Raw genomic sequence first — 24,644 nt, 5'->3', positions numbered from 1 at the left:
CCTATGAACCGGTGTTGATCATCCCCGCGCCAACGGTGACTCCGGTGGCCTCATCGATCAGGATGAAGGACCCAGTCGTCCGGTTCTTCGCGTACGGGTCGCACAGCAGCGGCACCGTCGTGCGCAGCTGCACACGACCGATCTCGTTGAGCCCGAGCTCCTTGGTGTCCTGGTCGCGGTGCAGGCTGTTGACGTCCAAGCGGTACTGGATGTCCTTGACCATGGCGCGCCCCGTGCGAGTGGTGTGCTTGATGGCCAGCTTCTGGCGTGGCCGCAGCGGCTCGTTGGTCATCCAGCAGATCATCGCGTCGATGTCCTGGCTGGGCTTCGGCGCGTTGTTGACCCGGGCGATCATGTCGCCGCGGCTCACGTCCACGTCGTCGGCCAGACGGATGGTGACCGACATGGGCGGGAAGGCCTGGTCGATCTCCTTGTCGAAGAGGTCGATCGCCTCGATGGTCGACGTCATGCCACTGGGCAGCACGATGACCTCGTCGCCCTTCTTCAGCACGCCGCCGGCGACCATGCCGGCGTAGCCGCGGTAGTCGTGGAAGGCGTCCGACTTCGGGCGCACCACGTACTGCACGGGGAAGCGGACGTCGACGAGGTCGCGGTCGGAGGCCACGTGCACGTGCTCGAGGTGGTGCATCAGCGTCGGCCCGTGATACCAGGGCGTGTTCTCGCTGCGGGTCACCACGTTGTCGCCGTTGAGCGCCGAGATCGGGATGACCTCGAGGTCCGGGATGTTGAGCTTGGTGGCGAAGGTCGTGAACTCGTGGTGGATCCGCTCGTAGACGGCCTCGTCCCAGTCGACGAGGTCCATCTTGTTGACTGCCAGCACGAGGTGCGGCACCCGCAGCAGCGACAGCAGCACCGCGTGACGACGCGACTGCTCGGTCAGCCCGTGGCGGGCGTCGACCAGCACCAGACCCAGGTCGGCGGTGGAGGCGCCGGTGACCATGTTGCGGGTGTACTGGATGTGTCCCGGCGTGTCCGCGATGATGAACTTGCGGCTCGGGGTGGCGAAGTAGCGGTAGGCGACGTCGATGGTGATGCCCTGCTCGCGCTCCGAGCGAAGCCCGTCGGTGAGCAGCGCCAGGTCGGTGTAGTCGTAGCCCTTGGACTGCGACGACGCCTCGACGGCCTCGAGCTGGTCTTCGAAGATCGACTTCGAGTCGAGCAGCAGGCGCCCGATCAGCGTCGACTTGCCGTCGTCGACCGAGCCGGCGGTGGCGAAGCGGAGCAGGTCCATCGAGGCCCGTCCTTCGTGCTTCTCGGCGACGGGAGAGATCTCGGGGCTCATCAGAAGTAGCCTTCCTTCTTGCGGTCTTCCATGGCCGCCTCGGAGAATCGGTCGTCACCACGGGTCGCGCCGCGCTCGGTGACCCGGGCGATGGCGATCTCGTCGATGATCTCGGCCGTGGTGACCGCGGTCGACTCCACGCAGCCGGTCTGCGACTTGTCGCCCACCGTGCGGAAGCGGACCATCTTCTTCTCGACCGTCTCGTTGCCCTTGGGCTGGACGGCGTCGGAGAGGCTCAGCCACATGCCGTCGCGCTTGATGACCTCGCGCTCGTGGGCGAAGTAGATCGACGGGATCTCGATGCCCTCGCGGTCGATGTAGTGCCAGACGTCGAGCTCGGTCCAGTTGGAGATCGGGAAGATGCGCATGTGCTCACCCGGGTGGATGCGCCCGTTGTAGAGGCTCCACAGCTCGGGGCGCTGCATCTTGGGGTCCCACTGGCCGAACTCGTCGCGGTGGGAGTAGACGCGCTCCTTGGCGCGGGCCTTCTCCTCGTCGCGACGGCCGCCACCGAAGGCGGCGGTGAAGCCGCCCTCCTCGATGGCGTGGAGCAGGGTGCCGATCTGGAGGCGGTTGCGCGAGGTCTTGCCGTCGTCGACGACGACGCCGCTCGCGATGGCCTCGTCGACGCTCGCCACGATGAGCCGCACGCCGAGGCGGTTGACCCAGTTGTCGCGGGTGGAGAGCACCTCGTCGAAGTCCAGGCCGGTGTCGACCTGGAGGACGGGGAAGGGGATCTTCGCGGGGAAGAAGGCCTTCTCTGCCAGCCGCATCATCACGATGGAGTCCTTGCCGCCGGAGAACATCAGCACCGGCTTCTCGAACTCCGCGGCGACCTCGCGGAAGATGTGGATCGACTCCGCCTCCAGCTGGTCGAGCTGACTCAGTTGGTAGTCGGCGTGGGTGTGGGTCATGACTGACTAGCGCCTCTCGTCGGAACAGCAGCCCACATGCTAGCCCCGCCCCCGGAGGACCCAGACATCCCCGTCCGAGGGTGGGCCAGTTGTTAACTCTGGGTGACGTTGTGTCCAGATAGCGCTAGTGATGTGCACGATCCAATCCCGTCACGTAGGGTCACGCTCAGACCTTCCAATATCAATGAACTCTGACGCCTTTCACATGGGGGAGACGTACACATGAAGAAGCTCATCGCCGGTGCCGCAACCGCTGGCCTCCTGACCGCCGCCGGCCTTGTCGGCGCCGCGACCACCGCCACCGCCGCGCCCTACCCGCCCAGCGTCGAGACCGTCGTGAAGCCCAAGGTTCCCAACGTGATCACCCCCGGCAAGCCGGTGCGGTTCAAGATCAACATCGCGACTGTCGGCAACGCCAAGGCCAAGGGCAAGATCACCTTCGTGGTGCGCAAGCCCAACGGCAAGAAGGTCAAGACGATCACCCGCAAGTACAGCAGCTCGGGCACGTTCGGCATCGGCAAGCTCCCGCGCGGCAAGTACAAGGTCGCCGTGAAGTTCAAGTCCGCCAAGAACTCGGTCTACAAGAACTCGCGCGAGACCGTGAACTTCAAGGTCGGCGCTCGCTGACCTGATCGCTCTTTTCTGAGCGTCTCAGAAGGCCTCGTCTCCCTCGGGAGACGGGGCCTTCTGCCTACGCTGAACTCCGTCTCTACCCCCGACGAAGGAATTGTGAGTGTTCCCCCTGCGCCGCGCCCTAGGACTCCTGTTTCTCGTGCTTCTGCTGATGGTGGGGTACGGCGCCTGGGTCGGCTGGCAGCTCAAGGGCGACCTCGACGCCGCCGAGGGTGACGCGCGCGACCTGCAGGCGGCGATACAAGGCGACGACCCGGCCGCGGCAGAGCCTGCCGCGGCCGACCTCGAGCACTCCAGCACCGCGGCGAGAAGTCGAGCCGACGGTGTCGTCTGGCGTGTCGCTGGATATCTTCCGGTCTTCGGCGACGACGCACGCGGTGTGCGCGCACTGGCGCGTTCGCTCGAGACCCTCGCGGTTGATGCGGTGCCTCCCCTGCTCGAGACCTCGGAGCTCTTGCGGGAGGTGAGCGGCGGCAACGGGGTGAGCCTGTCGGCAGTGAGCGCGCTCGGGGCCCCGGTCCAGGAGGCGGCTACGGCTCTCGCGGACGCGGCAGACGACGTCTCCGAGGTCGACAGCGACGGTTTCGTCTCGGCGCTGCGTGATCCCTTCGAGGAGTACGCCGACCTGGTGACAAGTGCCGACCGCGGCTTCGGTGCCGCGACCACCGCGACCGAGCTCCTGCCGGGCATGCTCGGCGGGTCAGGCTCGCGGGACTACCTGGTGGTCTTCCAGAACAACGCCGAGATCCGCGCCGGCGGAGGCCTGCCGGGTGCCTGGGCACATCTGCGGACCGATGATGGTCGCATCGCGATGGTCGAGCAGGGCTCCACCTCGGATTTCCCCGAACGGGACGCTCCCGTGCTGCGGCTCACCCCGGCGGAGCGGGAGATCTACGACGTGCAGCTTGGCACCTACTGGCACGACGCGAACTTCACGCCGCACTTCCCGCGCGCTGCCGACCTGTGGCGCGCGCACTTCGAGGACGGCCGTGACACCGAGCTCGACGGCGTCCTCAGCCTCGACACCGTCGCCCTCTCCTACCTGCTCAAGGGGACGGGACCGGTCTCCGCTGGTGGGGTGACCATCGATGCGGACAACGCGGTCGACGAGCTGCTCCACCAGACCTACCGCGACCTCGAAGACCCGGCTGCCCAGGACGCCCGGTTCCAGGCGATGGCCGTCGCGATCTTCGACGCAGTGACCGGCGACCCTGAGTCGCCGATGGACTTGGCCGCTGGGTTCGGCCGCGCCGGCCGAGAGGGGCGCTTCCTCGTGCACTCGTTCGTGGAAGCGGATCAGGAGAAGCTGGCGGGGACTGCCGTCGCTGGCGAACTGACGTCCCAGCAGCCGGAGGTGCCCGTGGTCGACGTGACCCTGGACGACGCCACCGGCTCCAAGATGTCCTACTACCTGCGGCACAGCGTGAAGGTCCGTGCGGAGTCCTGCACCGGAGACCGGCAGGGTCTCGCCGGGTCGCTGCGGCTCGGATCCACCATCTCGCGGGCCGAGGTGGAAGACCTTCCCATCTACATCTCCGGTGGGGGGACCTACGGCACCGACGCTGGTTCCCAGCTCGTCGTGACACGGGTCTATGGGCCCGTCGGCGGCAAGATCTCGGACGTCAGGTTCGACGGGGAGCCGGTCGACGTGGAGACGGTCGAGCTCAACGGGCGGCCGGTGGCGTCGATGGTCGCCCTGCTCACGCCGACCGACAATGTCGACGTCACCTGGCGGATGACGACGGGTGCGGGACAGACGGGAGACGGCGTCGTGGGAGTGACGCCGAGCATCGTCTCCGGAGACGCCGACACCTCCTTCGACTCGGCCTGCTGAACCGGGCGGAAGCCTTCGTCAGGCGGAAGCCTTGGCGGTCTTCCGTCCCTGCTTGGGCTGCACCTCGACGTCGGGTGCGTAGCCGTAGCCATACCCGTAGCCGTAGCTCCCCAGGCCCTTGCGCCGCGGGACCATGTTGAGGACCAGGCCCACGGTCCGGGCGCCGACGGCGTCCAGGCGCTCGACCGCGTGGGCCAGCTGGTCCTTGGTGGTCTTGCCGTGCCGGGCGACGAGGAGCGCACCGTCCGCCTGCGCGGCGATCAGCGCGGCGTCGGTGACGGGCAGCAGGGGCGGCGCGTCCAGGATCACCAGGTCGAAGCGCGAGCGCAGGGAGGCCAGCAGCTCCGCCATGGCGTGCGACTGGAGGAGTTCCGACGGGTTCGGTGGGACGGCGCCGCTGGGCAGGACGGTGATGCCGGACTCGTGCTCCTGGAGGGCGTCGTCGAGCGAGACCTTGCCCACCAGCGCGGTGGTCAGCCCGATCGTGTTGTCGAGCCCGAGCGCCAACGCGAGACGCGGGCGGCGCAGATCCGCCTCGACCACCACGACCTTGGAGCCGGTCTGGCCCATGGCCAGGGCGAGGTTGGCCGAGGTGGTGGTCTTGCCTTCGCCGGGCACGGAACTGGAGACGACGTAGACGCGGCCGCCGTCCTGGTCGACGTCGACGAACTGCATGTTGGTGCGCAGCACCCGGAAGGCCTCCACCCGAGGCGCGTGCGGCTCGAGCGAGGTGATCAGCGGGCGCTTGGGGGCGGCGCTGTCGAAGGTGATCGAGCCGAGCACCGGCGCGTTGCCTGCTGCGGTGGCCTGCTCGCTCGTCTTCACGGTGTTGTCGAGCACCTCGCGGAGCACGGCGATCCCGAGCCCGAGGAGGAGGCCGAGGACGCTGGCGAGGCCGTAGTTGCGGAGAGGCTGCGGGGAGACGGGGTCGTCGTCGAACGAGGCGTCGTCGACCACCGTCGCCTTGATGGGAGCCGCCATGTCCTCGCCCGACGGGGTCTCCAGCTCCCGGATCAGGTCCTGAAGCTCCTCCACATAGGCCTGGGCCAAGTTCTGCGCGGCACGGGGGTCGGGATCCGTCGCGGTGATCGACAGGATCACCGTCTCCGGCACCACGCTGGCGGTCACCCGATCTGGGAGGCCGCTGATCTCGTCCTCGTCCAGGTCGAGGCGTTGCCCCACCACCTCGGCGAGCTCGCGTCCACCGACCAGGTCGGCGTAGGAGGCGACCCGCTGGGTGGCGAAGAGGTTGCCCTGGTAGGCCTGCGAGGTGTCCGACTGGCTGGTGGAGACGAAGAGTCGCGCACTCGACGAATACTGCGGGGTCGCGTTGAGCGTCAGGAGTGCGGCGACGCCCAGGCAGACGGCGACGGTTCCGAGAATGAACATCCAGCGGCGTTGGACGATGCGCCAGTAGTCGCGGAGTTCCACACTTCCCCTTAGTGTCAGCCGACCGGAGGGGACAGCCTAACTGCCGGGGTCCTTTTTCATGCCAACCAGGCCGGGACGGTACGACGGGTCCTCCAGCTGCGCGACCGTCGGCGAGCCGAACATCGGCAGCCCGGTGGTCCTGCGGATGAGACCCCAGATGAGCGGCACCAGCACCACCATGACCAGCCCGACCGCGGCGACCAGCATGGGCGAGGTCTCGTCCTCGCCGGCCCCCAGGGGCGCCCAGCCCGCCTTGTCGAGCAGTGCGACCCCCGACATGGTCAGCACCACCACAATCGCGCGGCGGATCAGCGACTGCGGCACGCGCGGCGCCAGCTTGCTGCCGAGGATGGTGCCGGGCACCGAGCCGAGGACCAGCGGGATCAGGATGCCCCAGTCGAGGCCGTGGATGGCGATGTTGGAGATGGCGGCCGCCAGCACCAGGGGCACCGCCTGCACCAGGTCGGTGCCGACCAGCTTCACCGCCGACAGTCCGGGATAGAGCATCAGCAGCGAGATCATGATGACCGAGCCGGAGCCCACGCTGGTGACGCCGACGAGCAGGCCCCCGGCCATGCCGACCAGCAGGGTGGGCACGGGACGGATCACCGGGTTGTCGTCGACCACGTGGTTGCCGGCGCGGACGCGGAGAAGGTTGATGTAGAGACGCAGCGCGTAGGTGAGCGCCGCCAGCAGCAGCGCGAAGCCGATGCATAGCTTGAGCGTCCGGTCGAGCTGCTCGGGGCTGTCGGTGAACCACGAGACCAGGTAGGGCCCGAGCAGCGCGGTGGGCACCGAGCCGATCACCAGCCACAGGGCCAGCCGCATGTTGGGGGAGCCCTCGCGCTTGTGCACGATCGCGCCGCCGGTCTTGTAGACCGCGGCCGCGGTAAGGTCGGCGGTGACGACCGTCGCGGTCTCCCCGACGCCCAGGAAGATCAGGGCGGGGGTCATCAGCGCCCCGCCGCCCATCCCGGTCAGGCCGACGACGATCCCGACGATGAAGCCGGCCGCCAGGATCGAGAAGAAGGCCCCGGTGAGGACGTCTCCGCTGAGCCAGTCCATCAGGAGTCCTGGGTCTCGGTCAGCGCGGGGATCACCACGCCGAGGTGGCGGTCGATGAGGTCGGCGCAGGCGCGGGCCGCGTCGGCGCCGCGCCGGTAGGGGTCGGGGATGTCGAGCGCGGCCTCCGGCGCGCTGCGCCGCCGACCGAGCTCCTCGATGAGCGCGCGGCCGCGCAGGTCGCTGGCGGCCGCGGCCTCCGCGAACTGGCCCAGGGTGAAGACCTTGCGGAAGGCCTCCGGGTGCTCCTCGAGCACGAAGCCCCGGTGGCTGCTCTCGGCGGTGAGGATGAGGTCGGCATCGGCGACCAGATCGCGGGAGAGCGGACGGCTGGCGAAGGTGTCGTGCGCGGTGCCCTCGGCGAGGACGGCGGCCATCTCCGCGTCGAGCGGCTCCCTGTCGTGCCCGTGCGTGCCGGCGCTGGTGAACTCGACGTCGGTGCGGCCGGCCACGAGCCGCCGAGCGGTGACCTCGGCGTACGCCGACCGGCAGATGTTGGCGGTGCAGACGAAGAGCACCCTCAGCGGCTCCTCGGCGGGTGCGACCGCAGCCGCATCGGGCGACGGCCCGCCGCTCAGGACGAGGTGACCGGAAGCTGCGAGCCCGCGGAGCACGTCGTCGAGGGCGTCGTCGATGGTCCGGCCGGTGGTGTCCACCCGGACGGCGGCGTCCGCCGGCTCCTCATAGGGCGACGAGATGCCGGTGAACTCCGGGATCTCGCCGCGGCGCGCCTTGGCGTAGAGGCCCTTGCGGTCCCGCCGCTCGCACTCCTCCAGGGGGGTTGCGACGTGGATGAGGAAGAACTCCCCGCCGGCCTCCTCGACCATCTCGCGCACCTGCTGCCGGGTGGAGTCGAAGGGGGCGATGGGGCTGCAGACGGCGACGCCGCCGTGGCGGGCGATCTCGGCGGCCACCCAGCCGATGCGGCGGATGTTGGTCTCGCGGTCCTCCTTGGAGAAGCCGAGCCCGGCCGAGAGGTTGCGGCGCACCACGTCGCCGTCCAGTGAGGTGACGGTCCGGGTGCCCTGCTCCAGGATCCGGTCGGTCAGCGCGCGGGCCAGCGTCGACTTGCCGCTGCCCGAGAGGCCGGTGAAGAAGAGGACGAGCCCCTGCCGTCCGGGCTCGGGACGGTCGAACTCGACGATCGCCGCGATCTCGTCGGGGTAGTCGTCGTCCGAAGGGGCGGCGAGACCGTGGACCGGGTCGCCCTGGGCGTAGTTGTCGACCACCCGCACGCCGAGCTCGTGGTCGAGGTCGGCGTCGCCGTGCGAGGCGAACGGGACGACCGCGACGACCGCGTCCCGGAGCAGCGCGGCGGCGGCCAGGGTGACGCGGACCAGGGCGACGGGGGAGAGGGCCGGGGTGCCCGCGCCGGCGAGGGCGAGGAGCAGCACCGGCCCGAGCCCCGCCAGCTCGTCGAGGTGGGCGGTGGTGAGGGCGTCGGTGACCGGGACGACGGTGCGCCCGGCGTAGCGCTCCCGCACCTGCGCCGGGGAGAGGTAGTGGTCGCGGAACGGCCCGAACTGGGCGTGGGTGAGCGGCTCCACCGTGGTCCCGGAGACCCGCGCCAGGGGCAGCCCCTCGGGGTCGACCAGCTCGACGGTCTCGGCGTCCTGCAACGCCGCTGGCAGCGCCAGGGTGATCGGACTCCCCGGCTCGTTGAACCCCGTGGTGGGCGCGAACGCCCCCGAGACGAGGAGCTCGAGGTCGTCGAGCTCCACCGGAGTGGGGCAGTGCTGGGGCGGCGAGGAGGCGGACACGCGCGACATCCTCTCAAAGGCGCGGTCGTTAGCCTGACCGACATGTCCACCCCCGCCCTCGTGGCCGAAGTCGTCCGTTCCGGATTCGTCGAGGGCCGCCACCACGGGTCGGTGGTCGCCCTCGCCGCCGACGGCTCGGCGGAGTGGTCGGTCGGCGACGTGACCGGCCAGATCCTGCCGCGCTCGTGCAACAAGCCGATCCAGGCGCTCGCCATGGTCAGGCTCGGGCTCGACCTGCCTCCCGAGCTGCTCGCCCTGGCCTCGGCCTCCCACTCGGGGGAGCCGTTCCAGATCGAGGGGGTGCGGCGCATCCTGGCCGGTGCAGGGCTGGACGAGACCGCGCTGCAGACCCCGCCCGACCTCCCGTTGGACGACGCCACGAAGGAGACGGCCCTGCGCCAGGGTGCCCAACCGGCACCGCTGCTGATGAACTGCTCGGGCAAGCACGCCGCGATGCTCGCGACCTGCGTGCTGCGCGGGTGGGACACCGCGACCTACCTCGCTCCCGAGCACCCGCTGCAGCGCGCCATCGCCGAGACGTTCGCGGAGCTGACGGGCGAGCCGGTCGAGGTCGTCGCGGTCGACGGGTGCGGTGCGCCGCTGCTCTCCACCTCCCTGACCGGCCTGGCCCGGGCGTTCCGGGCCCTCGCCGTCGCCGACTCCGGACCCGAGCACTTGGTCGCGGAGGCGATCCGTTCGCACCCGACCTACATCTCCGGCACCACCCGCGACGAGGCCGCGCTGCTCACCGCGATCCCCGGCGCGATCGGGAAGGCCGGCGCCGAGGCCTGCTACGCCGTGGCCCTGCCCGACGGGCGCGCCTTCGCGCTCAAGATCGACGACGGGGGCACCCGCGCGCGACCGGTGGTGATGGCGGCGGCACTCGCGCGCTCGGGCGTGCTGGCCGAGCCGGGCGTGGACGGCGAGGCCGTCCGGGCGACCGGGAGAGCCGAGCTGCTCGGCGGCGGGCGGGTGGTCGGCGAGGTCCGCGCCTGCCTGCCCACCGGCGTACCAAATGTGTGAGTGTCGTGACTCACTCCCGACGTGCTTGCAACTGCTAACTATTGCTAGCACGATGAAGCCGTGGCCAAGGGGAAGATAGGGGAGCTGGGGGAGTACCTCAGGGAGCAGCGGCTCGCATCCAAGCTGTCGCTCCGTCAGCTCGCTGACCTGGCGGGCGTCTCCAACCCCTATCTCAGCCAGATCGAGCGTGGTCTGCGCAAACCCTCGGCCGACGTGCTCCAGCAGATCGCGAAGGCACTGCGCATCTCGTCCGAACAGCTCTACGTGCAGGCAGGGATCCTCGACCCGCGTGAGGGTCACGAAGGCGCCACCGAGACCGCCATCCTGGGCGATCCCAGGCTCACCGAGCGGCAGAAGCAGTCGCTGCTCGACGTCTACACCTCCTTCCTGGCGCTCAACGCCGGGGAGGGCTCAGCTCGACCGCCGGAGACTCCGACCGCCGAGGCTCCATCCACCGAAAGGGAGTGAACGATCATGGCCAAGACCACGACGAAGTTCGACGTCAGGACCGGGGCCGCGAAGGTCTTCTACGCCGGGGTCGGCGTCAACGACCTCGCCGTCGAGAAGGTGCGTGACTACGTCGCCGACGTGCAGGCTCGCGTCGCGAAGGTGCAGAAGGACGTCACCAGCCTCGACCTCGACCTCAACGCCCTGCGCGCCCGCATCGAGGCGCGCGTCTCCGAGCTGCAGGCCGACGCCAAGACCTACCCCGCCAAGGTGCAGGCCCTCCTCGACGAGAACGTCGACACCGCCACCGAGACCTACGCCGAGCTGGTCAAGCGCGGTGAGGTGCTCGTCGGCCGGATCCGCCGCCAGCAGTCCACCCAGGCGACCGTGAAGCAGGCCAAGTCGACCAGCGCCAAGGCCAAGACCACCACGACGCAGGCCAAGAAGACCGGCTCCGCGGCGAAGAGCACCGCCAAGAAGGCGGTGAAGTCGACCCCGGCCAAGAAGAAGGCCTCCACCACCAAGTCGTCGGCCAAGGCCACCGCCACCACCGCGGCTCAGACCGCGGCCGCGGCGACCAACGCCGTCACCGACGCCGCCAAGAAGGTCGGCGACTGAAGGAACGGTGACGAGGAGCAGCTGATGCTCTTCTGATCTCACGGCCCAGACACGGAGCCCCGGGCGCGGACGCGCCCGGGGTTCCGTGCGTGAGCACGTATCCTGAGGCGGTGGACTTCTTCGCGTTTCAGGGCGGCCTCATGCTGGTCGTCTTCCTCGGCCTGCTGCTGGTGAAGGGGTTCGCCTTCGTCACGTCGCTGATGTTCTCCGCGGAGGCCTACGAGGCGGCCGGCAAGCTGACCAAGGTGACCTGGTGCCTGATCCTCGGCCTGGGCTTCGTCGCGGCGCTGGTGCTGCCCGGGGTGCTCGGGCTGATCAACATCGCCTTCACCATCGCGGCGTTCGTCTACCTCGCCGACGTGCGGCCGGCGCTCCAGAGCGTGACCCGGCGCTGAGCCGAGACCATGGCAGGGGTTAACTCCCTTGTTACTTTGAGGTAACGTCGCGGCTCACGCCACGGAACGAGGTAGGCAATGGGCATGGAGTCGGAGCAGCGACCCTGGGGTTCCTGGCACGTCATCGATGACGGTCAGGGCTACAAGGTGAAGCGCATTCACGTGTTCCCCGGTCAGCGACTCTCCTACCAGACGCATGAGCACCGGTCCGAGCACTGGGTCGTCATCTTCGGCGTCGCGACCTGCGTGGTCGACGGCGAGACCATCGTCGCCGGGCCCGGTCAGTCAGTGGACGTGGCGCAGGGAGCGGCGCACCGGATCTGCAACAACCACTCGGAAGAGCTCATCATCATCGAGGTGCAGCACGGCGCCTACACGGGTGAGGACGACATCTGCCGTCTCGAGGACGACTACGGTCGGGACGACGAGTCGTCAGCCAGCTAGGTAGCGGCGGAGCGCCTCGGCGGCGTCCTCCGGCTCGAACCCGGTGGCGCGGATCTTCGCCAGGTCCATGGTGCTGTGCAGCGGCCGGGGAGAGATGCCCGCCTTGCCGGCGTAGTACTCCTCGGTGGTGACCGGCGAGACGTCGTCGCGACTGCGCCCGGCCAGCTCGAAGACCTGCTTCGCCACCTCGCACCACGAGACCGCCGGGCCCGCGTTGGAGAGGTTGTAGGTGCCGTAGTCGGCACCGACCTCCAGCAGGTGCTTGGTGGCCCGGGAGAGCTCGCTGGTGAAGGTCAGCCGGCCCACCTGGTCGTCCACGACGCTGGGGGAGATCCCCTTGTCCGCGAGCGACTTCATGGTGCGGACGAAGTTGTTGCCCTCGCCGATCACCCAGGAGGTGCGCAGCAGGTAGTGCTTCGGCGCCAGACCGACCGCGAGGTCGCCGGCCGCCTTGGACTGCGCGTAGACCCCCAGCGGTGAGAGCGGCTCGTCCTCGGCGTGACCCGGCTCGAGCGGCGTGGTGCCGTCGAAGACGTACTCCGAGGAGTAGTGCACGAGCGTAAAGCCGTGCTCCCGTGCCAGGCGCGCCAGGGTGGCCGGAGCGCTCGCGTTCGCGGCCCAGGCGGTCACCCGGCCCTCGGCGGTCTCGGCGGCGTCCACCGCGGTGTAGGCGGCGGCGTTGAGGACCAGGTCGTAGTCCACCCACGGCCACGCGGCCACCGCGTCGGCGTCGGTGACGTCGAGCTCGTCGAGGTCGACCAGCTCGGCGTGCGGGAAATCAGCCTGGAGCGCCCGGCCGAGCTGGCCCTTCGCCCCGATGATCAGCGTCTTCTGCCGCGGGATCGCGGTGCTCGGGTCGAGCGCAGGGTTGTGCTGGTCCTTCTCCGAGATGATCGCCTCGTCCAGCGGGATCGGCCAGGGGATCGCCACGGTCGGGTCGGCGAGGTCCAGGGCCGGGTAGGTGATGCCGGGCCGCCAGTGCTGGTTGACCAGGTAGGTGTAGGCGGTGTCGTCCTCGAGCGTCTGATAGCTGTTGCCGACGCCGCGCGGCACGAAGATCGCCACCGAGGGGTCCATCTCGAGGGTGAAGGTCGCCCCGAAGGTGTCGCCCTCGCGCATGTCGACCCAGGCGCCGAAGATCCGGCCGGTGGCCAGCGAGATGAACTTGTCCCACGGCTCGGTGTGGATGCCGCGGGTGACGCCCCGGTCGGAGTTGAAGGAGACGTTGTTCTGCACCGGGCCGAAGTCGGGGAGCCCGATCGCGAGCATCTTCTCCCGCTGCCAGTTCTCCTTGAAGAAGCCTCGGGCGTCCTCGCGGAGGTCGAGGCGGACGACGACGAGGCCCGGGATGGGCGTGGTCTCGAGGGAGGGAAGCGCAGTCTCGGTCACGAGGGTCACTGCCCCTTCGCCGCATAGGCGGCCTCGGTGGCCTCCTTGGCGGGGCGCCACCACTCCTGGTGGGCCTGGTACCACTCGATGGTGCGGCCCAGCCCGTCCTCGAAGTTCTGGAACTTCGGCTCCCAGCCCAGCTCGGTGCGCAGCTTGCCGGACTCGATCGCGTAGCGCAGGTCGTGGCCCGCCCGGTCGTTGACGTGCTCGAAGTCGTCCTCGGAGCGACCGAAGTGCTTGAGGATCAACTGCACGACCTCGAGGTTGTTCTTCTCCCCGTCGGCGCCGATCAGGTAGGTCTCCCCGATCTGGCCCTTGTTGAGGATCGTCCAGACGGCGGAGGAGTGGTCGTCGGCGTGGATCCAGTCACGGACGTTCTCACCCGACCCGTAGAGCTTGGGGCGGCGGCCGTCAATCACCTCGGTGATCTGGCGCGGGATGAACTTCTCGATGTGCTGCCACGGCCCGTAGTTGTTGGAGCAGTTGGAGAGCGTGGCCTGCACCCCGAAGCTGCGCACCCAGGCCCGGACCAGGTGGTCGGAGGCGGCCTTGGACGCCGAGTAGGGGCTGCTCGGGTTGTAGGGGGTGTCCTCGGTGAACCGCTTGGGGTCGTCGAGCTCGAGGTCGCCGTAGACCTCGTCGGTGGAGATGTGGTGGAGCCGCACGCCGTGCTTGCGCACCGCCTCCAGGATGACGAACGTCCCCATGATGTTGGTCTGGATGAACGGCGAGGGGTCGTGGAGCGAATTGTCGTTGTGCGACTCGGCCGCGTAGTGGACCACCGCGTCGTGGGAGGCGACCAGCGGGTCGACCACCTCAGCGTCGGCGATGTCACCCACGACCAGCTCCACCCGGTCGTCCGGGAGGCCGTCCAGCGACTCCTTGGTGGAGGCGTAGGTCAGCTTGTCGAGCACCGTGACCGTCGCGTCCGTGTGCTCCATGAGGTAGTGGACGAAGTTGGAGCCGATGAAGCCGGCGCCACCGGTCACGAGAAGACGCTTCATGGGCGTGGAGTCTAGAGGGCGCGCCCGGAACCCCTAGGGTGGCCCGCATGCGTGGAATCATCCTGGCCGGGGGGACCGGCTCGCGCCTGCACCCGATCACCCAGGGCATCAGCAAGCAGCTCGTGCCGGTCTATGACAAGCCGATGATCTACTACCCGCTCACCACGCTGATGCTGGCCGGCATCCGCGACGTCCTGGTGATCACCACCCCGCACGAGGCGGAGGCGTTCCGGCGACTACTGGGCGACGGCTCCCAGTTCGGCATCAACCTCACCTTCGCCGTCCAGGCCAGCCCCGACGGTCTGGCTCAGGCGTTCCTGATCGGCGAGGAGCACATCGGCTCCGACACCGCAGGCCTGGTGCTGGGCGACAACATCTTCTACGGCACCGGGGTGGGCCACCAGCTCTCCGAGTTCGCCGAGCTCGAGGGCGCGGCGGTCTTCGGCTATCACGTCGCCGACCCCACCGCCTACGGCGTGGTGGAGTTCGACGACCAGGGCCGAGCCATCTCGCTGGAGGAGAAGCCCACCGAGCCCAAGAGCTCCTACGCGGTGCCGGGGCTCTACTTCTATGACAACGATGTGGTCGGCTACGCCAAGGAGCTGAAGCCGTCACCTCGGGGCGAGCTGGAGATCACCGACCTCAACCGCCGCTACCTGGACGAGGGACGGCTCCAGGTCTCGGTGCTGCCCCGCGGCACCGCCTGGCTCGACACGGGCACCTTCGACTCGCTCAACGACGCCTCCAACTTCGTCCGCACCATCGAGAGCCGGCAGGGCTTCAAGGTCGGTGCCCCCGAGGAGGTCGCCTGGCGAATGGGGTGGCTGACTGACGACGAGTTGCGCGAGCGGGCCGAGCCTCTCCGCAAGAGCGGCTACGGCGCCTACCTCATCGGCCTGCTGGGTGACCGCTGAAGCGCGTCCTCAGTAGGCACCGCGGGAACTGAGCACCGCGCCGACCGTGCGCCAGAGGATCGCAAGGTCCTGAAGCATGGACCAGTTGTCCACGTAGTAGAGATCGAGCCGCACCGTCTCGGCCCATGACAGGTCAGAGCGCCCGGAGACCTGCCAGAGACCGGTCATGCCCGGACGGACCCGCAGGCGTCGTCTCATGTCGGTCGAGTACTTGGCAACCTCGTGCGGAAGCGGCGGCCGAGGGCCGACCAGGCTCATGTCGCCGCGGAGCACGTTGAAGAGCTGGGGGAGCTCATCCAGGGAGAGACGACGGAGGAGCTTGCCAGGGCCCGTGATCCTGGGGTCGTCCTTCATCTTGAAGAGAAAACCCTCTTGCTCCTGCTGGGCGCGGAGCTTCTCCAGAAGCCCCTCGGCATCAACGACCATGGTGCGGAACTTGAGGCAGGCGAACTCCTTCTCGTCTCTGCCGGTTCGGGTCTGGCGGAAGAGCACCGGGCCGCCGTCGTGGAGCTTGATCCTCAGCGCGATGCCGAGGAGAACGGGGCCCAGGAGGAGGATCAGGAAGAGCGAGGCAAAGGTGTCGAAGACCCGCTTGCCACCTCGGGTGGCCAAGTGGCCGCGAGGCCCCTCGACGTGGATGAGCGGCAATCCCGCCACGGGACGGAAACGCACGCGTTCGCCCGAGACGTCGGTGAGACTCGGCGCCACCACGAGCTGTATCTGATGATTCTCCAGCGCCCAGGCGAGCTCCTTGAGCTGCCCGGCCGTGCCGAAAGCGCCGCCCGCGATGAAGACCACGTCGGACCCCGATTCGATGGCGATACGCGCGAGATCCTCGATGTCGCCGAACACGGCAATGCCACTTTGGGTCCGCTCGTGCATGTCATAGGCCGGCGTGACCGCGCCGATCACGCGATACCCAAGCCGTCGTTCCCTGATCAGGTTGAGCGCGAGCTCGTCGGCGTGGGAGCGCGAGCCCGCGATAACCACCTTGTGCATGAGATGTCCGCGCTTCCGAAGCGCAGAGGCCGCTTGCCGCAACCCGTAGCGACCAAGGAGTAGCACAGTGGTTCCGTAGGTGAACGCCAGCACGAAGAAACCGCGCGAGAGGCCGTACTTGAAGAGGTAGCAGCCGATTCCGACGGTCGCGGCGGCCAGGAGGGTGCCGTGGAGGACGCGTTTGTATTCGTCAATTCCGGCGTCGAAGACCTCTGGCTGATATCCGCCGACGAAGAAGACGCCGCCGAGCCAGCCCAAGGCGATCAGGGGAGCGAGCCAGCGGACATCGCCGGTGATGTGGCTGTCCAAGCCCCACTCGACATGGTCCCTCAGGTAGGCCGCAGAGATGAGCACGGCGCTGATGAGCAGCGCGTCCATGAGGAAGACGACGTGGGGGATGGACCGGATGAACTGGCTCTGGTTGCCGACCCGCCATCGCGCGGGCCTTGGCTGTGAGTTCCGCGGGCGCGGAATCCTTTCTTCGGGCGTCTCTGTCATGACGTCCTGTGAGCGTGCTTGTGCCATTGGAAACCCCTACGCCGAATCCCGAGAATTTTCAGCCTTCGGTCAGAGTGTCGCCGAACTCGCCGGCACATGACATGTCTCTGACTATCACTACTGACCGGTACTAGGTAGGGAATCCCACAAAATTCGGCATGATCACTCTGCATCTGCTTCGAATTCGTGGGCGACCATGTCAAAGATCACATCATGGAACTCACGAGTAGGTTGCCAGTGGAGCGCTGCGCGGGCACGAGAACTGTCACCCCGTAGGTCTGCTGCGTCAGTTTTCCGGACGAGGGAGTGGTCCACTCGGACCCATCGTTCCCAGTCGCTGATGCGGGCCGCGGCGAAGGCTGCCGCGACGAATTCCCGCACTGAGTGGCTCTCTCCCGTGGCGACGACATAATCCTGCGGCACGCTGTGCCGAGCCGCCAGCACCATCGCCGCGACGTGGTCGGGCGCCCAGCCCCAGTCGCGTCGCGCGTCCAGATTGCCCAGCACCAGCTCGTCCGCCTCGCCACGAGCGAGCGCCGCCACCGTCCGGGTGATCTTGCGGCTCACGAACGTCTCCGGGCGGCGTGGCGACTCGTGGTTGTAGAGGATCGCGCTCACCGCGTGCAGGCCGCGGCCGCGGGCGTCGGCGACCGCCAGGTGGGCGAGGGCCTTCGCCTCGCCGTACGGGTTGGTGGGGGCGATCGGGGTGGACTCGTCCTGAGGGGCAGTGGCGGGGGAGCCGAAGATCTCCGCGCTGGAGGCCTGCACGAAGCGCACGCCGCGTCCCGTTGCCTCCTGGAGGACCAGCGCCGACTCCAGGAGCGCCACGGCGGCATCACCGTTGACCGCCTGGACCAGCTCCGGCTCCTGCCAGGAGCGCGCTACCGAGCTGATCGCGGCGAGGTTGTAGACCTCGTCGGGCGCGATCTCGAGCAGGAGCCGCCGGGTGCCCTCGTGGTCTGTGACGTCGCCCTGGTGGAGGACCACCTCGGCAGGGCAGTACGCCGGACGTGTCGGCGCGCGGTTCAACGCGTGGACCTCGACCCCGTCCGCGAGCAGCTGCTCCGCCAGGTAGCTGCCGTCCTGCCCGCCGATGCCGGTGACGAAGGCCCGGGTCATCCCCGAGTCACTTCCAGCCGGCCTTGAGGGCCTCGATGTCGGCGTCGACCATCATGGTGACCAGCTCCGGGAACGCCACCTTGGGCTCCCAGCCGAGCACCTCGCGTGCCTTGGTCGCGTCGCCGACGAGGGTGTCGACCTCCGCCGGGCGACGGAAGCGCTCGTCCTGGCGCACGAAGCGCTGCCAGTCGTCGATCCCCACGTGACCGAAGGCGATCTCGACCAGGTCGCGAATGGAGTGGGAGACGCCGGTGGCGATCACGTAGTCGCCGGGTTCGTCCTGCTGGAGCATCCGCCACATCGCCTCGACGTAGTCGCCGGCGAACCCCCAGTCGCGCCGGGCGTCGAGGTTGCCCAGCACCAGCTCGTCCTGGAGCCCCAGGTGGATCTTGGCCACCGCCTTGGCGACCTTGCGGGTCACGAACTCCTCACCTCGGCGCGGTGACTCGTGGTTGAAGAGGATCCCCGAGGAGGCGTGCATCCCGTAGGACTCGCGGTAGTTGATGGTCATGTAGTGGCCGAAGACCTTGCTCACGCCGTAGGGCGAGCGCGGCCACAGGAGCGTCGTCTCCCGCTGCGGCGTCTCTTGCACCTTGCCGAACATCTCCGAGCTGGAGGCCTGGTAGAACCGCACCGCCCCAGGCTCGTCGCCGGTGTGCAGACGCAGCGCCTCCAGCATCGTCAGCACGCCCTTGGCGGTGACGTCGGTGGTGAGGGCGGCGTTCTCCCACGAGTAGGCGACGAACGAGATCGCCCCCAGGTTGTAGACCTCGTGCGGCTGCGACTCAGTGAGCGCGCGCATCAGGCTCGACATGTCGGTCAGGTCCCCGTTGTGCAGGTGCACGTCGGGGACCAGCTGCTCGACCAGCTCGCGGCGGGGATTGTTCTGCCCGCGGATCACCCCGTGCACCTCGTAGCCCTTGGCCAGCAGCAGCTCGGCCAGGTAGAGGCCGTCCTGCCCGGTGATGCCGGTGATGAGGGCACGCGGCTTCGCGCCACCGGGGTTGTCGGGCTGCGTCATGCGGAGAAGTCTCGCAGTCTGACGCCCAGTCGGGCGCGGGGGTGGAGCGTCTGCGCGGATGAGATGTCTGCGCACGTGGACACACTGGTCACGCGGCCGTCCGGCTGCCAGGACAGGGGAGGGCTCCCGTGACCCGCACGACCTACTACACCGCCACCACCCTCGACGGCTTCCTCGCCGACGAGCACGACTCGCTGGCCTGGCTCTTCGAGCAGGAGATCGACGAGCGCGGGCCGATGAACTACGACGACTTCTATGCCCGCATCGGGGCGTTGGCGATGGGCGCCACCACCTATCAGTGGATCGTCGACCACATGGCCGGGACCGGGGAGAAGTGGGCCTACGAGATCCCCAGCTGGGTCTTCACCCACCGCGACCTGAAGCCCGTCGGCGAGCGGATCACCTTCACCGCCGCGCCGGTGGAGGAGGTGCACGCCGCCATGGTCGCGGCCGCCGAGGGACGTGACCTGTGGGTGGTCGGCGGGGGAGACCTGGCCGCCCAGTTCGCCGAGCGGGGGCTGCTGGACGACGTGGTGGTCTCGATCGCCCCCGTGACGCTCGGCGCCGGACGGCCGCTCTTCCCGCGAGCCTTCGACCTGCGGCTGGTCGAGCACGACCGCAACGGCGCCTTCCTCTGTGCGCGCTACGAGGTGGTCGGGCCCCGCCGCTAGGGTGGACGACCATGAAGATCCTCGTCACCGGCGGCGCCGGCTACATCGGCACCATCACCTGCAAGGCGCTCGAGCAGGCCGGCCACACCCCCGTCGTGCTCGACTCGCTCTTCAGCGGCCCGCGGGCCTTCGTGGGCGACCGCATCTTCTACGAGGGCGACATCGCCGACCGCGAGCTGCTGCGCCGGATCTTCGCCGACCACCCCGACATCGAGGCGACCATCCACATGGCGGCGCGGATCCTCGTGCCCGAGTCGATGAAGCTGCCCTACGAGTACTACCGCGACAACGTCGCGAAGTCGCTGGAGCTCTTCGACGAGCTCGTCGCGCTCGGCAAGCCGCGGGTGCTCTTCTCCTCCTCCGCCTCCCTGTACGCCGAGAAGGCCGACTTCGAGGTCACCGAGGAGGACCCGCTCGCGCCCGGCTCGCCGTACGCCCGCACCAAGCGGATGATGGAGCAGGTGCTGCAGGACATGGCCGAGGCCACCTCGCTGCGCGCGATCATCCTGCGCTACTTCAACCCCGTCGGCTCCGACCCCGACCTGGAGTCCGGAATCTACGTGCGCGAGCCCTCCCACGTGCTCGGCCAGCTGGTGATGGCCGCCCGCGGCCTCAAGGACGCCTTCACCATCACCGGCGTCGAGCACCCGACCCGCGACGGCACCGGCATCCGCGACTACATCCACGTCTGGGACCTCGCCCGCGCTCACGTGCGCGCCGTCGAGCGGTTCGACGACGTGCTGGCCGCCGAGGACGCGCCCAGCACGGTGATCAACGTCGGGATGGGGCAGGGGACGACCGTCCGCGAGCTGGTCGCCTCCTTCGAGCGGGTCTTCGGGCAGCCGGTGCCGGTCCGCGAGGCGCCGCCGCGTCCGGGTGACGCGGTCGGTGCGTTCGCCAATGTCGACAAGTCCTCGCGGTTGCTGGACTGGAAGACCGAGCTGGCCCTCGACGACGCCATCGCCTCCGCGCTGGCGTGGGGCGAGAAGCGCAAGGAGATCCTCGGCTACGAGTGAGCCGTTGACCTACCGGCCAGTCGGTGGGAGATTGATGCGCATGGAATCTCCCCGGGTGGCGCGATGAGCGCCCTGGCCACGGGCGGCTTCGTCCACAGCAAGGCCCCTGAGCTGGTGGAGGAGCTGCTCGCCATGAGGGACGTGGCGTCGGCGACGAGCCACGGCCCCGAGGTGGGGCTGTGCCTGCTGCGGATGCGCCAGATGCACTCCGACGCCTCGGCCGTGGCGCCTGCCTCGGCCGCGGGGTCCTCCGCGGAGCTCGAGCCGGCGAAGGTGGCGGCGCTGTCGCAGTGGTGGGAGTCCGACCTGTTCAGCGAGCAGGAGCGGGCCTGCCTCAACCTCACCGAGCAGTTCGTGCTGTCGGTGAGTGCGGTGTCGCAAGCAGACATCGACGCCCTGAAGCCGGGGTGGTCCGAGGAGCAGATCTACGACTTCGTGATGGCGCTCTACGTCCAGGACCTCTCCTCGCGGGCCGACCTGGTGCTCGGCTCGATCTTCGACGAGCAGCCGGTCGGCGACCAGGGCCTGGGAGGCTGAGATGGAGACCTTGAAGCCCCGCCTCGACATCCTCGACCGGAGCTCCGGACGACGTGGCACCCCGCTCGACGCCGCGATCCGCAGCTATGCCCGCGTCGCCGTCCGCCAGGGCGGGGTCGACAGCCTGGTCACCGAGGCGGTGCGGCTGCGCTGTGCCCGCGTGCACGACTGCCGGCTGTGCCAGTCGCTCCGGTCGAGCGACGCCCTTGCCGCCGGCTTCGATGACGAGACCAGCGCCGCTATCGACCGCTACGAAACCAGTGACCTGCCCGAACGGGTCAAGGTCGCGCTCCGCCTGACCGACGCGATGATCTTCACCCCCGTCGGCGTCTCGCCGGAGCTCCGCACCCAGGTGCTCGAGTTCTTCTCCCCGGAGGAGGTCATCGAGATCGTCGGCGACATCGTGAAGTGGAGCGCCCAGAAGTCGCTGGTGGCCTTGCGGATGGAGTCTCCGGTGGAGGGCAGGAACATCCTGGCCTTCGACGAGCGCGGCGACCACGTCCTGAGCTGACCCGTCAGCGCACCAGGGTGGGTCGGGCCTCCAGGACGGTGAGCTCTTGGGGGGCGCCGGTGATGGTGCGGGTGTCGGGGATGTCTTGCCAGGTGGGGTCGTCGCCGACGCGGAACCTGCCCTTGTAAGTGACGTCGAGCCTAGGACGGACTTTGGTGTCGGCCTGGGTGTAGCGGTGGGTGATGGCGTCGTCGGGCAGGGCCGTCCCGCCCTCGGGGAAGGGCGTCCCGCCATGGGAGGTGGTGGTCGTGCTGGCGTCGTCCGGGTGGGCGTCGGGGCTGGTGTCCCAGGTCCAGGCGAAGGAGACGGGACTGGCCTCGATGGTCACCGCTTGGCCCAGCAGCGTGACGGACTGGGTCACGGGGGTAACGGAGGGGGTGGAGAAGACCGTGTCGAGGTTGACTAAGGTCTCGCCGCCGGGCGGTTGGAGGACCAGGGTGGCCGCTGGCCACTGGAGTGTCGCGAAGGCGGCGGCTGCCTCTGCGGGACCCGGCTCGCCCTGGGTGTTGACCTCGTTCTCCTCCCCGAGACACACGTGGCTGTCGAACGTCCAGGGGCCGCCGGTGCGGAGCCGGCGATCGACCAGGTAGCGCCCGGTCGAAGAGGCTTCGTCGCAGTAGGCAGGGCGGTCACATGGCCCTTCGTCGATCGGACGCACGCCCGTCTCCAGGTCTTGGCAGAGCCTCCTGACGCGATACTCGTACTGGTTGACGGTGCTATTGATCCGCTGGCGGATCTCCTCGGGTGTGCGAGTGCACGTCACGCTCACGTCACGAAGAGCCACGTCTGTACTGCATTCGTCGGCAGCCGGGGTTGGCACGGGTGCCGGATTCAGCGAGCTGACGAGGATGAGGACTACCGCGAGGTTCACAGCGGCCTACGAGACAGGTCGACGAGCGTGAAACCCTCCTGCGTTCGCCGCAGGGTGAGCATGTACTTGGTCTCGCCGCCAGCCAAGCGTTCCACGGGGGCAGTGCTTGCCGTCTTATAGCGCGTGGGTGCCACGGTCACCCAGATGTCGTAGTTATGGGGCGATATTTTCTGGAGCCTGGTGATCTCCATGCCGTCCCACTCGACGAATCCCCCGGCTGCGTACATCTTCTCGATGCGATCAGCGGTTTCGAGGCATGGCTCGCACTCACCGGCGATCTTGTTGTGCGCCCTGGTGTCTCCGGTGTTGTGCATCTCCAGGTCCGTGTCTACCCACCGCTGGATGAACTCCTCGGGCGTTTCCTCGACACCCGCCTCCGCCTCCGCCTCCGACGGCGACGGTGACGGTGACACCGACGGCTCGGCGAACTTGGGCTCCGCATCCTCCGCACACCCACCGAGGGAGAGCGCCAGAGCCCCAGCGAGGAGGGCGAGCGAGCGTCGCGCGGACGGGCCTGGTCGTCGTACAGACATGGAGTACCTCCCCCGGAAGAGCCGTGCGCGATCGACAGTAGGGGCAGCCCTCGGCCCTGCCCTCGGCTGTCCACAGGCATCCCGCGTGAGTGGGGCCGGGCCCTCCGAAGTTCCCCAATTCTGGGGGCCACGACCACCCTCTGCGCGGGGCACCCACACGTCAGCCGGACCCGGTGCCGAGCCCCGGAACGGCTTCCCTAGTCTGGGGTGGTGAACGATCCAGAGCTGTTGGTGACCAAGGCGGACGGCGTGGTGACGGTGGTCTTCAACCGTCCGCAACGGCACAACGCCTTCACGAAGGCGATGTACCGCGAGCTGCGCGAGCTCTGTGAGGACCTGCAGAACCGCCCGGACGTCCGGGTCCTGGTGCTGCGGGGGGCCGGCGGCCGCGCGTTCGCGGCGGGCAACGAGATCTCCGACTTCCTGGAGGCCGACGCCGTCGCCTACGAGGAGTGGATCCGTGAGCTGCTCGGGCTCCTCTTCGCCGTACCCCAGGTGACCGTCGCCGCCATCGACGGCTTCTGCGTCGGCGGCGGGCTGGCCGTCGCCACCCACTGCGACATCCGGATCGCCACCCCCGAGTCGCGCTTCGGCTACCCGATCGCCAAGACGCTCGGCAACGCGCTCGCCGCCCCGATCGTGCACCGCTGCGCGGCGGTCTTCGGCGAGTCCCTGACCCGCAAGATGCTGCTCACCGGCCGCCTCGTCGACGCCGAGCGGGCTTTCTCCGTCGGCGCGCTCACCGAGATCACCGAGGACCTCAACGGCACCCTCGACGAGCTGGTCGCCGAGATCATCGGCGCCTCCGCCACCACCCAGCGCGCCACCAAGCAGCAGCTCCACGCCCGCGCCACCGAGCAGGAGCACGCACCCGCCTTCGACGAGGAGCTGCTGCGCGAGGTCTACACCGGTGCGGACTTCGCCGAGGGCGTCCGCGCCTTCCTGGCCAAGGAGAAGCCGCAGTTCGCCAAGAAGGTGCTGGACGAGGAATGACGGCGCCCGAGGCGGACCGGCTGGTCAACCTCCGCGACCTCGGCGGCCTCCCGGTCGCCGGCGGCGGGGTGACCCGGCGCGGGGTGCTCTACCGCAGCGACGCCCCCCACCCCGACGACCTCGACCCCGAGCACGTCGCGCACTGGCCCCCGGCCACCGTCGTCGACCTGCGGATGGAGCGCGAGGCCAACCGGGTGCCGTACTCCCTGGAGGGCGCCGAGCGGATCCTGCACCCGCTCCACGAGGCCGCCGCCCCGGAGAACATTCGCGACGCCGCCATCGGCGAGCTCTACCGGCACATCCTCGACTCCGCCGCCGACCGGGTCGCCGCCGCGGCCGAGATCGTGGTCACCCGACCGGGCCCCGCGCTGGTCCACTGCACCGCCGGCAAGGACCGCACCGGGATCGTGGTCGCCGCGCTGCTCCTCAGCTCAGGCGTCGCCCCCGACGACGTCATCGCCGACTACGCGCTGACCGGCGACAACATGGACGCCGTGGTCGCCCGGATCCGCAAGCACGCCGACATGACGCGCAAGCCGGTCAACCCCCAGTGGCTGCTCACCTCGTCCGAGGCGATGGCCGAGGTGGTCGAGGTGATCGACGACCCCCGGCACGGGGGAGCGCGCGGCTGGCTGGTGGAGCACGGGACCCCCGAGGCGGCGCTGGACGACTGGACGGGTCACTTCCGCGACGGGTGAGACCCG

At 69.0% G+C, this 24,644-nt stretch carries 26 protein-coding genes; 14 read left to right on the top strand and 12 right to left on the bottom strand.

Annotation, left to right across the window (positions count from 1 at the left end; translation table 11 throughout):
• Position 1: 1 nt before the first annotated feature.
• Entirely contained in the window at positions 2-1,303 is a 1,302-nt protein-coding gene (locus AC3X7R_RS02675) for a sulfate adenylyltransferase subunit 1 (protein ID WP_489964008.1), read from the bottom strand.
• Positions 1,303-2,217: a sulfate adenylyltransferase subunit CysD gene (gene cysD / locus AC3X7R_RS02670; RefSeq protein WP_489964007.1), complete on the bottom strand. Its 915-nt coding sequence runs from the start codon at positions 2,215-2,217 to the stop codon at positions 1,303-1,305. Before cysD ends, AC3X7R_RS02675 begins: the two co-directional genes overlap by 1 nt.
• Positions 2,218-2,439: 222 nt before the next feature.
• On the opposite strand from cysD, the gene AC3X7R_RS02665 reads away from it, so the two are divergent.
• Together AC3X7R_RS02665 and AC3X7R_RS02660 are read left to right on the top strand one after the other, a co-directional pair.
• On the top strand, positions 2,440-2,844 hold the full coding sequence (locus AC3X7R_RS02665) for a hypothetical protein (protein ID WP_489964006.1): 405 nt from the start codon (positions 2,440-2,442) through the stop codon (positions 2,842-2,844).
• A 145-nt stretch (positions 2,845-2,989) separates the two neighbouring features.
• The gene (locus AC3X7R_RS02660; protein WP_489964005.1) at positions 2,990-4,684 is read left to right on the top strand and encodes a DUF4012 domain-containing protein; all 1,695 of its coding nucleotides are present in this window, start codon (positions 2,990-2,992) and stop codon (positions 4,682-4,684) included.
• Between the two features lie 18 nt (positions 4,685-4,702).
• Here the strand turns inward: AC3X7R_RS02660 and AC3X7R_RS02655 are convergent, their stop codons facing one another.
• Genes AC3X7R_RS02655 through cysC form a run of 3 tightly spaced genes read right to left on the bottom strand, consistent with a single transcriptional unit; the run spans position 4,703 to position 8,937 of the window.
• Positions 4,703-6,115: a tyrosine-protein kinase domain-containing protein gene (locus AC3X7R_RS02655; protein ID WP_489964004.1), complete on the bottom strand. Its 1,413-nt coding sequence runs from the start codon at positions 6,113-6,115 to the stop codon at positions 4,703-4,705.
• Between the two features lie 36 nt (positions 6,116-6,151).
• On the bottom strand, positions 6,152-7,180 hold the full coding sequence (locus AC3X7R_RS02650; protein ID WP_489964003.1) for a sulfite exporter TauE/SafE family protein: 1,029 nt from the start codon (positions 7,178-7,180) through the stop codon (positions 6,152-6,154).
• Positions 7,180-8,937 carry an adenylyl-sulfate kinase gene (gene cysC, locus AC3X7R_RS02645; protein WP_489964002.1) on the bottom strand — a complete coding sequence of 586 codons (1,758 nt, stop codon included), beginning with the start codon at positions 8,935-8,937 and terminating at the stop codon, positions 7,180-7,182. Before cysC ends, AC3X7R_RS02650 begins: the two co-directional genes overlap by 1 nt.
• A 42-nt stretch (positions 8,938-8,979) precedes the next feature.
• Between cysC and AC3X7R_RS02640 the strand changes: the two genes are divergently transcribed.
• From AC3X7R_RS02640 to AC3X7R_RS02620, 5 genes are all read left to right on the top strand, one after another.
• Positions 8,980-9,960: an asparaginase gene (locus tag AC3X7R_RS02640; RefSeq protein ID WP_489964001.1), complete on the top strand. Its 981-nt coding sequence runs from the start codon at positions 8,980-8,982 to the stop codon at positions 9,958-9,960.
• A gap of 60 nt (positions 9,961-10,020) precedes the next feature.
• Positions 10,021-10,428 (top strand): helix-turn-helix domain-containing protein, encoded by a 408-nt coding sequence (locus tag AC3X7R_RS02635; protein WP_489964000.1) that lies wholly within the window; start codon positions 10,021-10,023, stop codon positions 10,426-10,428.
• A gap of 6 nt (positions 10,429-10,434) precedes the next feature.
• A complete protein-coding gene (locus tag AC3X7R_RS02630; protein ID WP_489963999.1) occupies positions 10,435-11,025 on the top strand; it encodes a hypothetical protein in 591 nt (196 codons plus the stop codon).
• An 89-nt stretch (positions 11,026-11,114) separates the two neighbouring features.
• Entirely contained in the window at positions 11,115-11,420 is a 306-nt protein-coding gene (locus tag AC3X7R_RS02625) for a DUF2516 family protein (RefSeq protein ID WP_489963998.1), read from the top strand.
• A gap of 84 nt (positions 11,421-11,504) precedes the next feature.
• The gene (locus AC3X7R_RS02620; RefSeq protein WP_489963997.1) at positions 11,505-11,864 is read left to right on the top strand and encodes a phosphomannose isomerase type II C-terminal cupin domain; all 360 of its coding nucleotides are present in this window, start codon (positions 11,505-11,507) and stop codon (positions 11,862-11,864) included.
• Here the strand turns inward: AC3X7R_RS02620 and AC3X7R_RS02615 are convergent.
• Both AC3X7R_RS02615 and rfbB read right to left on the bottom strand, forming a co-directional pair.
• The gene (locus AC3X7R_RS02615) at positions 11,853-13,253 is read right to left on the bottom strand and encodes a sugar nucleotide-binding protein (RefSeq protein ID WP_489963996.1); all 1,401 of its coding nucleotides are present in this window, start codon (positions 13,251-13,253) and stop codon (positions 11,853-11,855) included. The genes AC3X7R_RS02620 and AC3X7R_RS02615 overlap by 12 nt on opposite strands.
• Positions 13,254-13,258: 5 nt before the next feature.
• Positions 13,259-14,257: a dTDP-glucose 4,6-dehydratase gene (gene rfbB / locus AC3X7R_RS02610; protein WP_489963995.1), complete on the bottom strand. Its 999-nt coding sequence runs from the start codon at positions 14,255-14,257 to the stop codon at positions 13,259-13,261.
• Positions 14,258-14,304: 47 nt separating this feature from the next.
• Here rfbB and rfbA point away from each other — a divergent pair, with 47 nt between their 5' ends.
• Positions 14,305-15,171, top strand: coding sequence for a glucose-1-phosphate thymidylyltransferase RfbA (gene rfbA / locus AC3X7R_RS02605; protein WP_489963994.1), 867 nt, complete (start codon positions 14,305-14,307; stop codon positions 15,169-15,171).
• A 9-nt stretch (positions 15,172-15,180) separates the two neighbouring features.
• Here the strand turns inward: rfbA and AC3X7R_RS02600 are convergent, their stop codons facing one another.
• The 3 genes from AC3X7R_RS02600 to gmd form a co-directional block, all read right to left on the bottom strand.
• Complete coding sequence (locus AC3X7R_RS02600; protein ID WP_489963993.1) at positions 15,181-16,548, bottom strand: sugar transferase; 1,368 nt, start codon at positions 16,546-16,548, stop codon at positions 15,181-15,183.
• Positions 16,549-16,830: 282 nt separating this feature from the next.
• A complete protein-coding gene (locus AC3X7R_RS02595) occupies positions 16,831-17,787 on the bottom strand; it encodes a GDP-mannose 4,6-dehydratase (RefSeq protein ID WP_489963992.1) in 957 nt (318 codons plus the stop codon).
• Between the two features lie 7 nt (positions 17,788-17,794).
• Positions 17,795-18,808, bottom strand: coding sequence for a GDP-mannose 4,6-dehydratase (gmd, locus tag AC3X7R_RS02590; RefSeq protein WP_489963991.1), 1,014 nt, complete (start codon positions 18,806-18,808; stop codon positions 17,795-17,797).
• A 128-nt stretch (positions 18,809-18,936) separates the two neighbouring features.
• Between gmd and AC3X7R_RS02585 the strand changes: the two genes are divergently transcribed.
• The 4 genes from AC3X7R_RS02585 (at position 18,937) to AC3X7R_RS02570 (ending at position 21,543) form a co-directional block, all read left to right on the top strand.
• Entirely contained in the window at positions 18,937-19,479 is a 543-nt protein-coding gene (locus tag AC3X7R_RS02585) for a dihydrofolate reductase family protein (RefSeq protein WP_489963990.1), read from the top strand.
• A gap of 11 nt (positions 19,480-19,490) precedes the next feature.
• Complete coding sequence (gene galE, locus AC3X7R_RS02580; protein ID WP_489963989.1) at positions 19,491-20,495, top strand: UDP-glucose 4-epimerase GalE; 1,005 nt, start codon at positions 19,491-19,493, stop codon at positions 20,493-20,495.
• Between the two features lie 63 nt (positions 20,496-20,558).
• Positions 20,559-21,032: a carboxymuconolactone decarboxylase family protein gene (locus AC3X7R_RS02575; protein WP_489963988.1), complete on the top strand. Its 474-nt coding sequence runs from the start codon at positions 20,559-20,561 to the stop codon at positions 21,030-21,032.
• Position 21,033: 1 nt separating this feature from the next.
• Complete coding sequence (locus AC3X7R_RS02570) at positions 21,034-21,543, top strand: carboxymuconolactone decarboxylase family protein (RefSeq protein ID WP_489963987.1); 510 nt, start codon at positions 21,034-21,036, stop codon at positions 21,541-21,543.
• Between the two features lie 4 nt (positions 21,544-21,547).
• On the opposite strand, the gene AC3X7R_RS02565 is transcribed toward AC3X7R_RS02570, so the two are convergent.
• Both AC3X7R_RS02565 and AC3X7R_RS02560 read right to left on the bottom strand, forming a co-directional pair.
• Complete coding sequence (locus AC3X7R_RS02565; protein ID WP_489963986.1) at positions 21,548-22,201, bottom strand: hypothetical protein; 654 nt, start codon at positions 22,199-22,201, stop codon at positions 21,548-21,550.
• Between the two features lie 209 nt (positions 22,202-22,410).
• Positions 22,411-22,947 carry a hypothetical protein gene (locus AC3X7R_RS02560; RefSeq protein WP_489963985.1) on the bottom strand — a complete coding sequence of 179 codons (537 nt, stop codon included), beginning with the start codon at positions 22,945-22,947 and terminating at the stop codon, positions 22,411-22,413.
• 210 nt (positions 22,948-23,157) lie between these two features.
• Between AC3X7R_RS02560 and AC3X7R_RS02555 the strand changes: the two genes are divergently transcribed.
• Both AC3X7R_RS02555 and AC3X7R_RS02550 read left to right on the top strand, forming a co-directional pair.
• Positions 23,158-23,940, top strand: coding sequence for an enoyl-CoA hydratase-related protein (locus AC3X7R_RS02555; RefSeq protein WP_489963984.1), 783 nt, complete (start codon positions 23,158-23,160; stop codon positions 23,938-23,940).
• Positions 23,937-24,638 carry a tyrosine-protein phosphatase gene (locus tag AC3X7R_RS02550; RefSeq protein WP_489963983.1) on the top strand — a complete coding sequence of 234 codons (702 nt, stop codon included), beginning with the start codon at positions 23,937-23,939 and terminating at the stop codon, positions 24,636-24,638. Before AC3X7R_RS02555 ends, AC3X7R_RS02550 begins: the two co-directional genes overlap by 4 nt.
• Positions 24,639-24,644: the final 6 nt, after the last annotated feature.

The organism is Nocardioides sp. Z22_16 (assembly GCF_058134365.1).
The sequence above is the reverse complement of the archived record's forward strand: the minus strand, read 5'-3'. Positions and strand labels throughout refer to the sequence as shown.

Excerpts from the sequence above, each read along its gene's own strand:
- AC3X7R_RS02560 (WP_489963985.1), bottom strand. The coding sequence starts at position 22,947 with ATGTCTGTACGACGACCAGGCCCGTCCGCGCGACGCTCGCTCGCCCTC.
- AC3X7R_RS02595 (WP_489963992.1), bottom strand. The coding sequence starts at position 17,787 with ATGACCCGGGCCTTCGTCACCGGCATCGGCGGGCAGGACGGCAGCTAC.
- AC3X7R_RS02650 (WP_489964003.1), bottom strand. The coding sequence starts at position 7,180 with ATGGACTGGCTCAGCGGAGACGTCCTCACCGGGGCCTTCTTCTCGATC.
- AC3X7R_RS02550 (WP_489963983.1), top strand. The coding sequence starts at position 23,937 with ATGACGGCGCCCGAGGCGGACCGGCTGGTCAACCTCCGCGACCTCGGC.
- AC3X7R_RS02575 (WP_489963988.1), top strand. The coding sequence starts at position 20,559 with ATGAGCGCCCTGGCCACGGGCGGCTTCGTCCACAGCAAGGCCCCTGAG.
- cysD (WP_489964007.1), bottom strand. The coding sequence starts at position 2,217 with ATGACCCACACCCACGCCGACTACCAACTGAGTCAGCTCGACCAGCTG.
- rfbA (WP_489963994.1), top strand. The coding sequence starts at position 14,305 with ATGCGTGGAATCATCCTGGCCGGGGGGACCGGCTCGCGCCTGCACCCG.
- AC3X7R_RS02675 (WP_489964008.1), bottom strand. The coding sequence starts at position 1,303 with ATGAGCCCCGAGATCTCTCCCGTCGCCGAGAAGCACGAAGGACGGGCC.
- AC3X7R_RS02630 (WP_489963999.1), top strand. The coding sequence starts at position 10,435 with ATGGCCAAGACCACGACGAAGTTCGACGTCAGGACCGGGGCCGCGAAG.
- rfbB (WP_489963995.1), bottom strand. The coding sequence starts at position 14,257 with ATGAAGCGTCTTCTCGTGACCGGTGGCGCCGGCTTCATCGGCTCCAAC.
- AC3X7R_RS02570 (WP_489963987.1), top strand. The coding sequence starts at position 21,034 with ATGGAGACCTTGAAGCCCCGCCTCGACATCCTCGACCGGAGCTCCGGA.
- gmd (WP_489963991.1), bottom strand. The coding sequence starts at position 18,808 with ATGACGCAGCCCGACAACCCCGGTGGCGCGAAGCCGCGTGCCCTCATC.
- AC3X7R_RS02665 (WP_489964006.1), top strand. The coding sequence starts at position 2,440 with ATGAAGAAGCTCATCGCCGGTGCCGCAACCGCTGGCCTCCTGACCGCC.
- galE (WP_489963989.1), top strand. The coding sequence starts at position 19,491 with ATGAAGATCCTCGTCACCGGCGGCGCCGGCTACATCGGCACCATCACC.
- AC3X7R_RS02600 (WP_489963993.1), bottom strand. The coding sequence starts at position 16,548 with ATGGACGCGCTGCTCATCAGCGCCGTGCTCATCTCTGCGGCCTACCTG.
- AC3X7R_RS02640 (WP_489964001.1), top strand. The coding sequence starts at position 8,980 with ATGTCCACCCCCGCCCTCGTGGCCGAAGTCGTCCGTTCCGGATTCGTC.
- AC3X7R_RS02620 (WP_489963997.1), top strand. The coding sequence starts at position 11,505 with ATGGAGTCGGAGCAGCGACCCTGGGGTTCCTGGCACGTCATCGATGAC.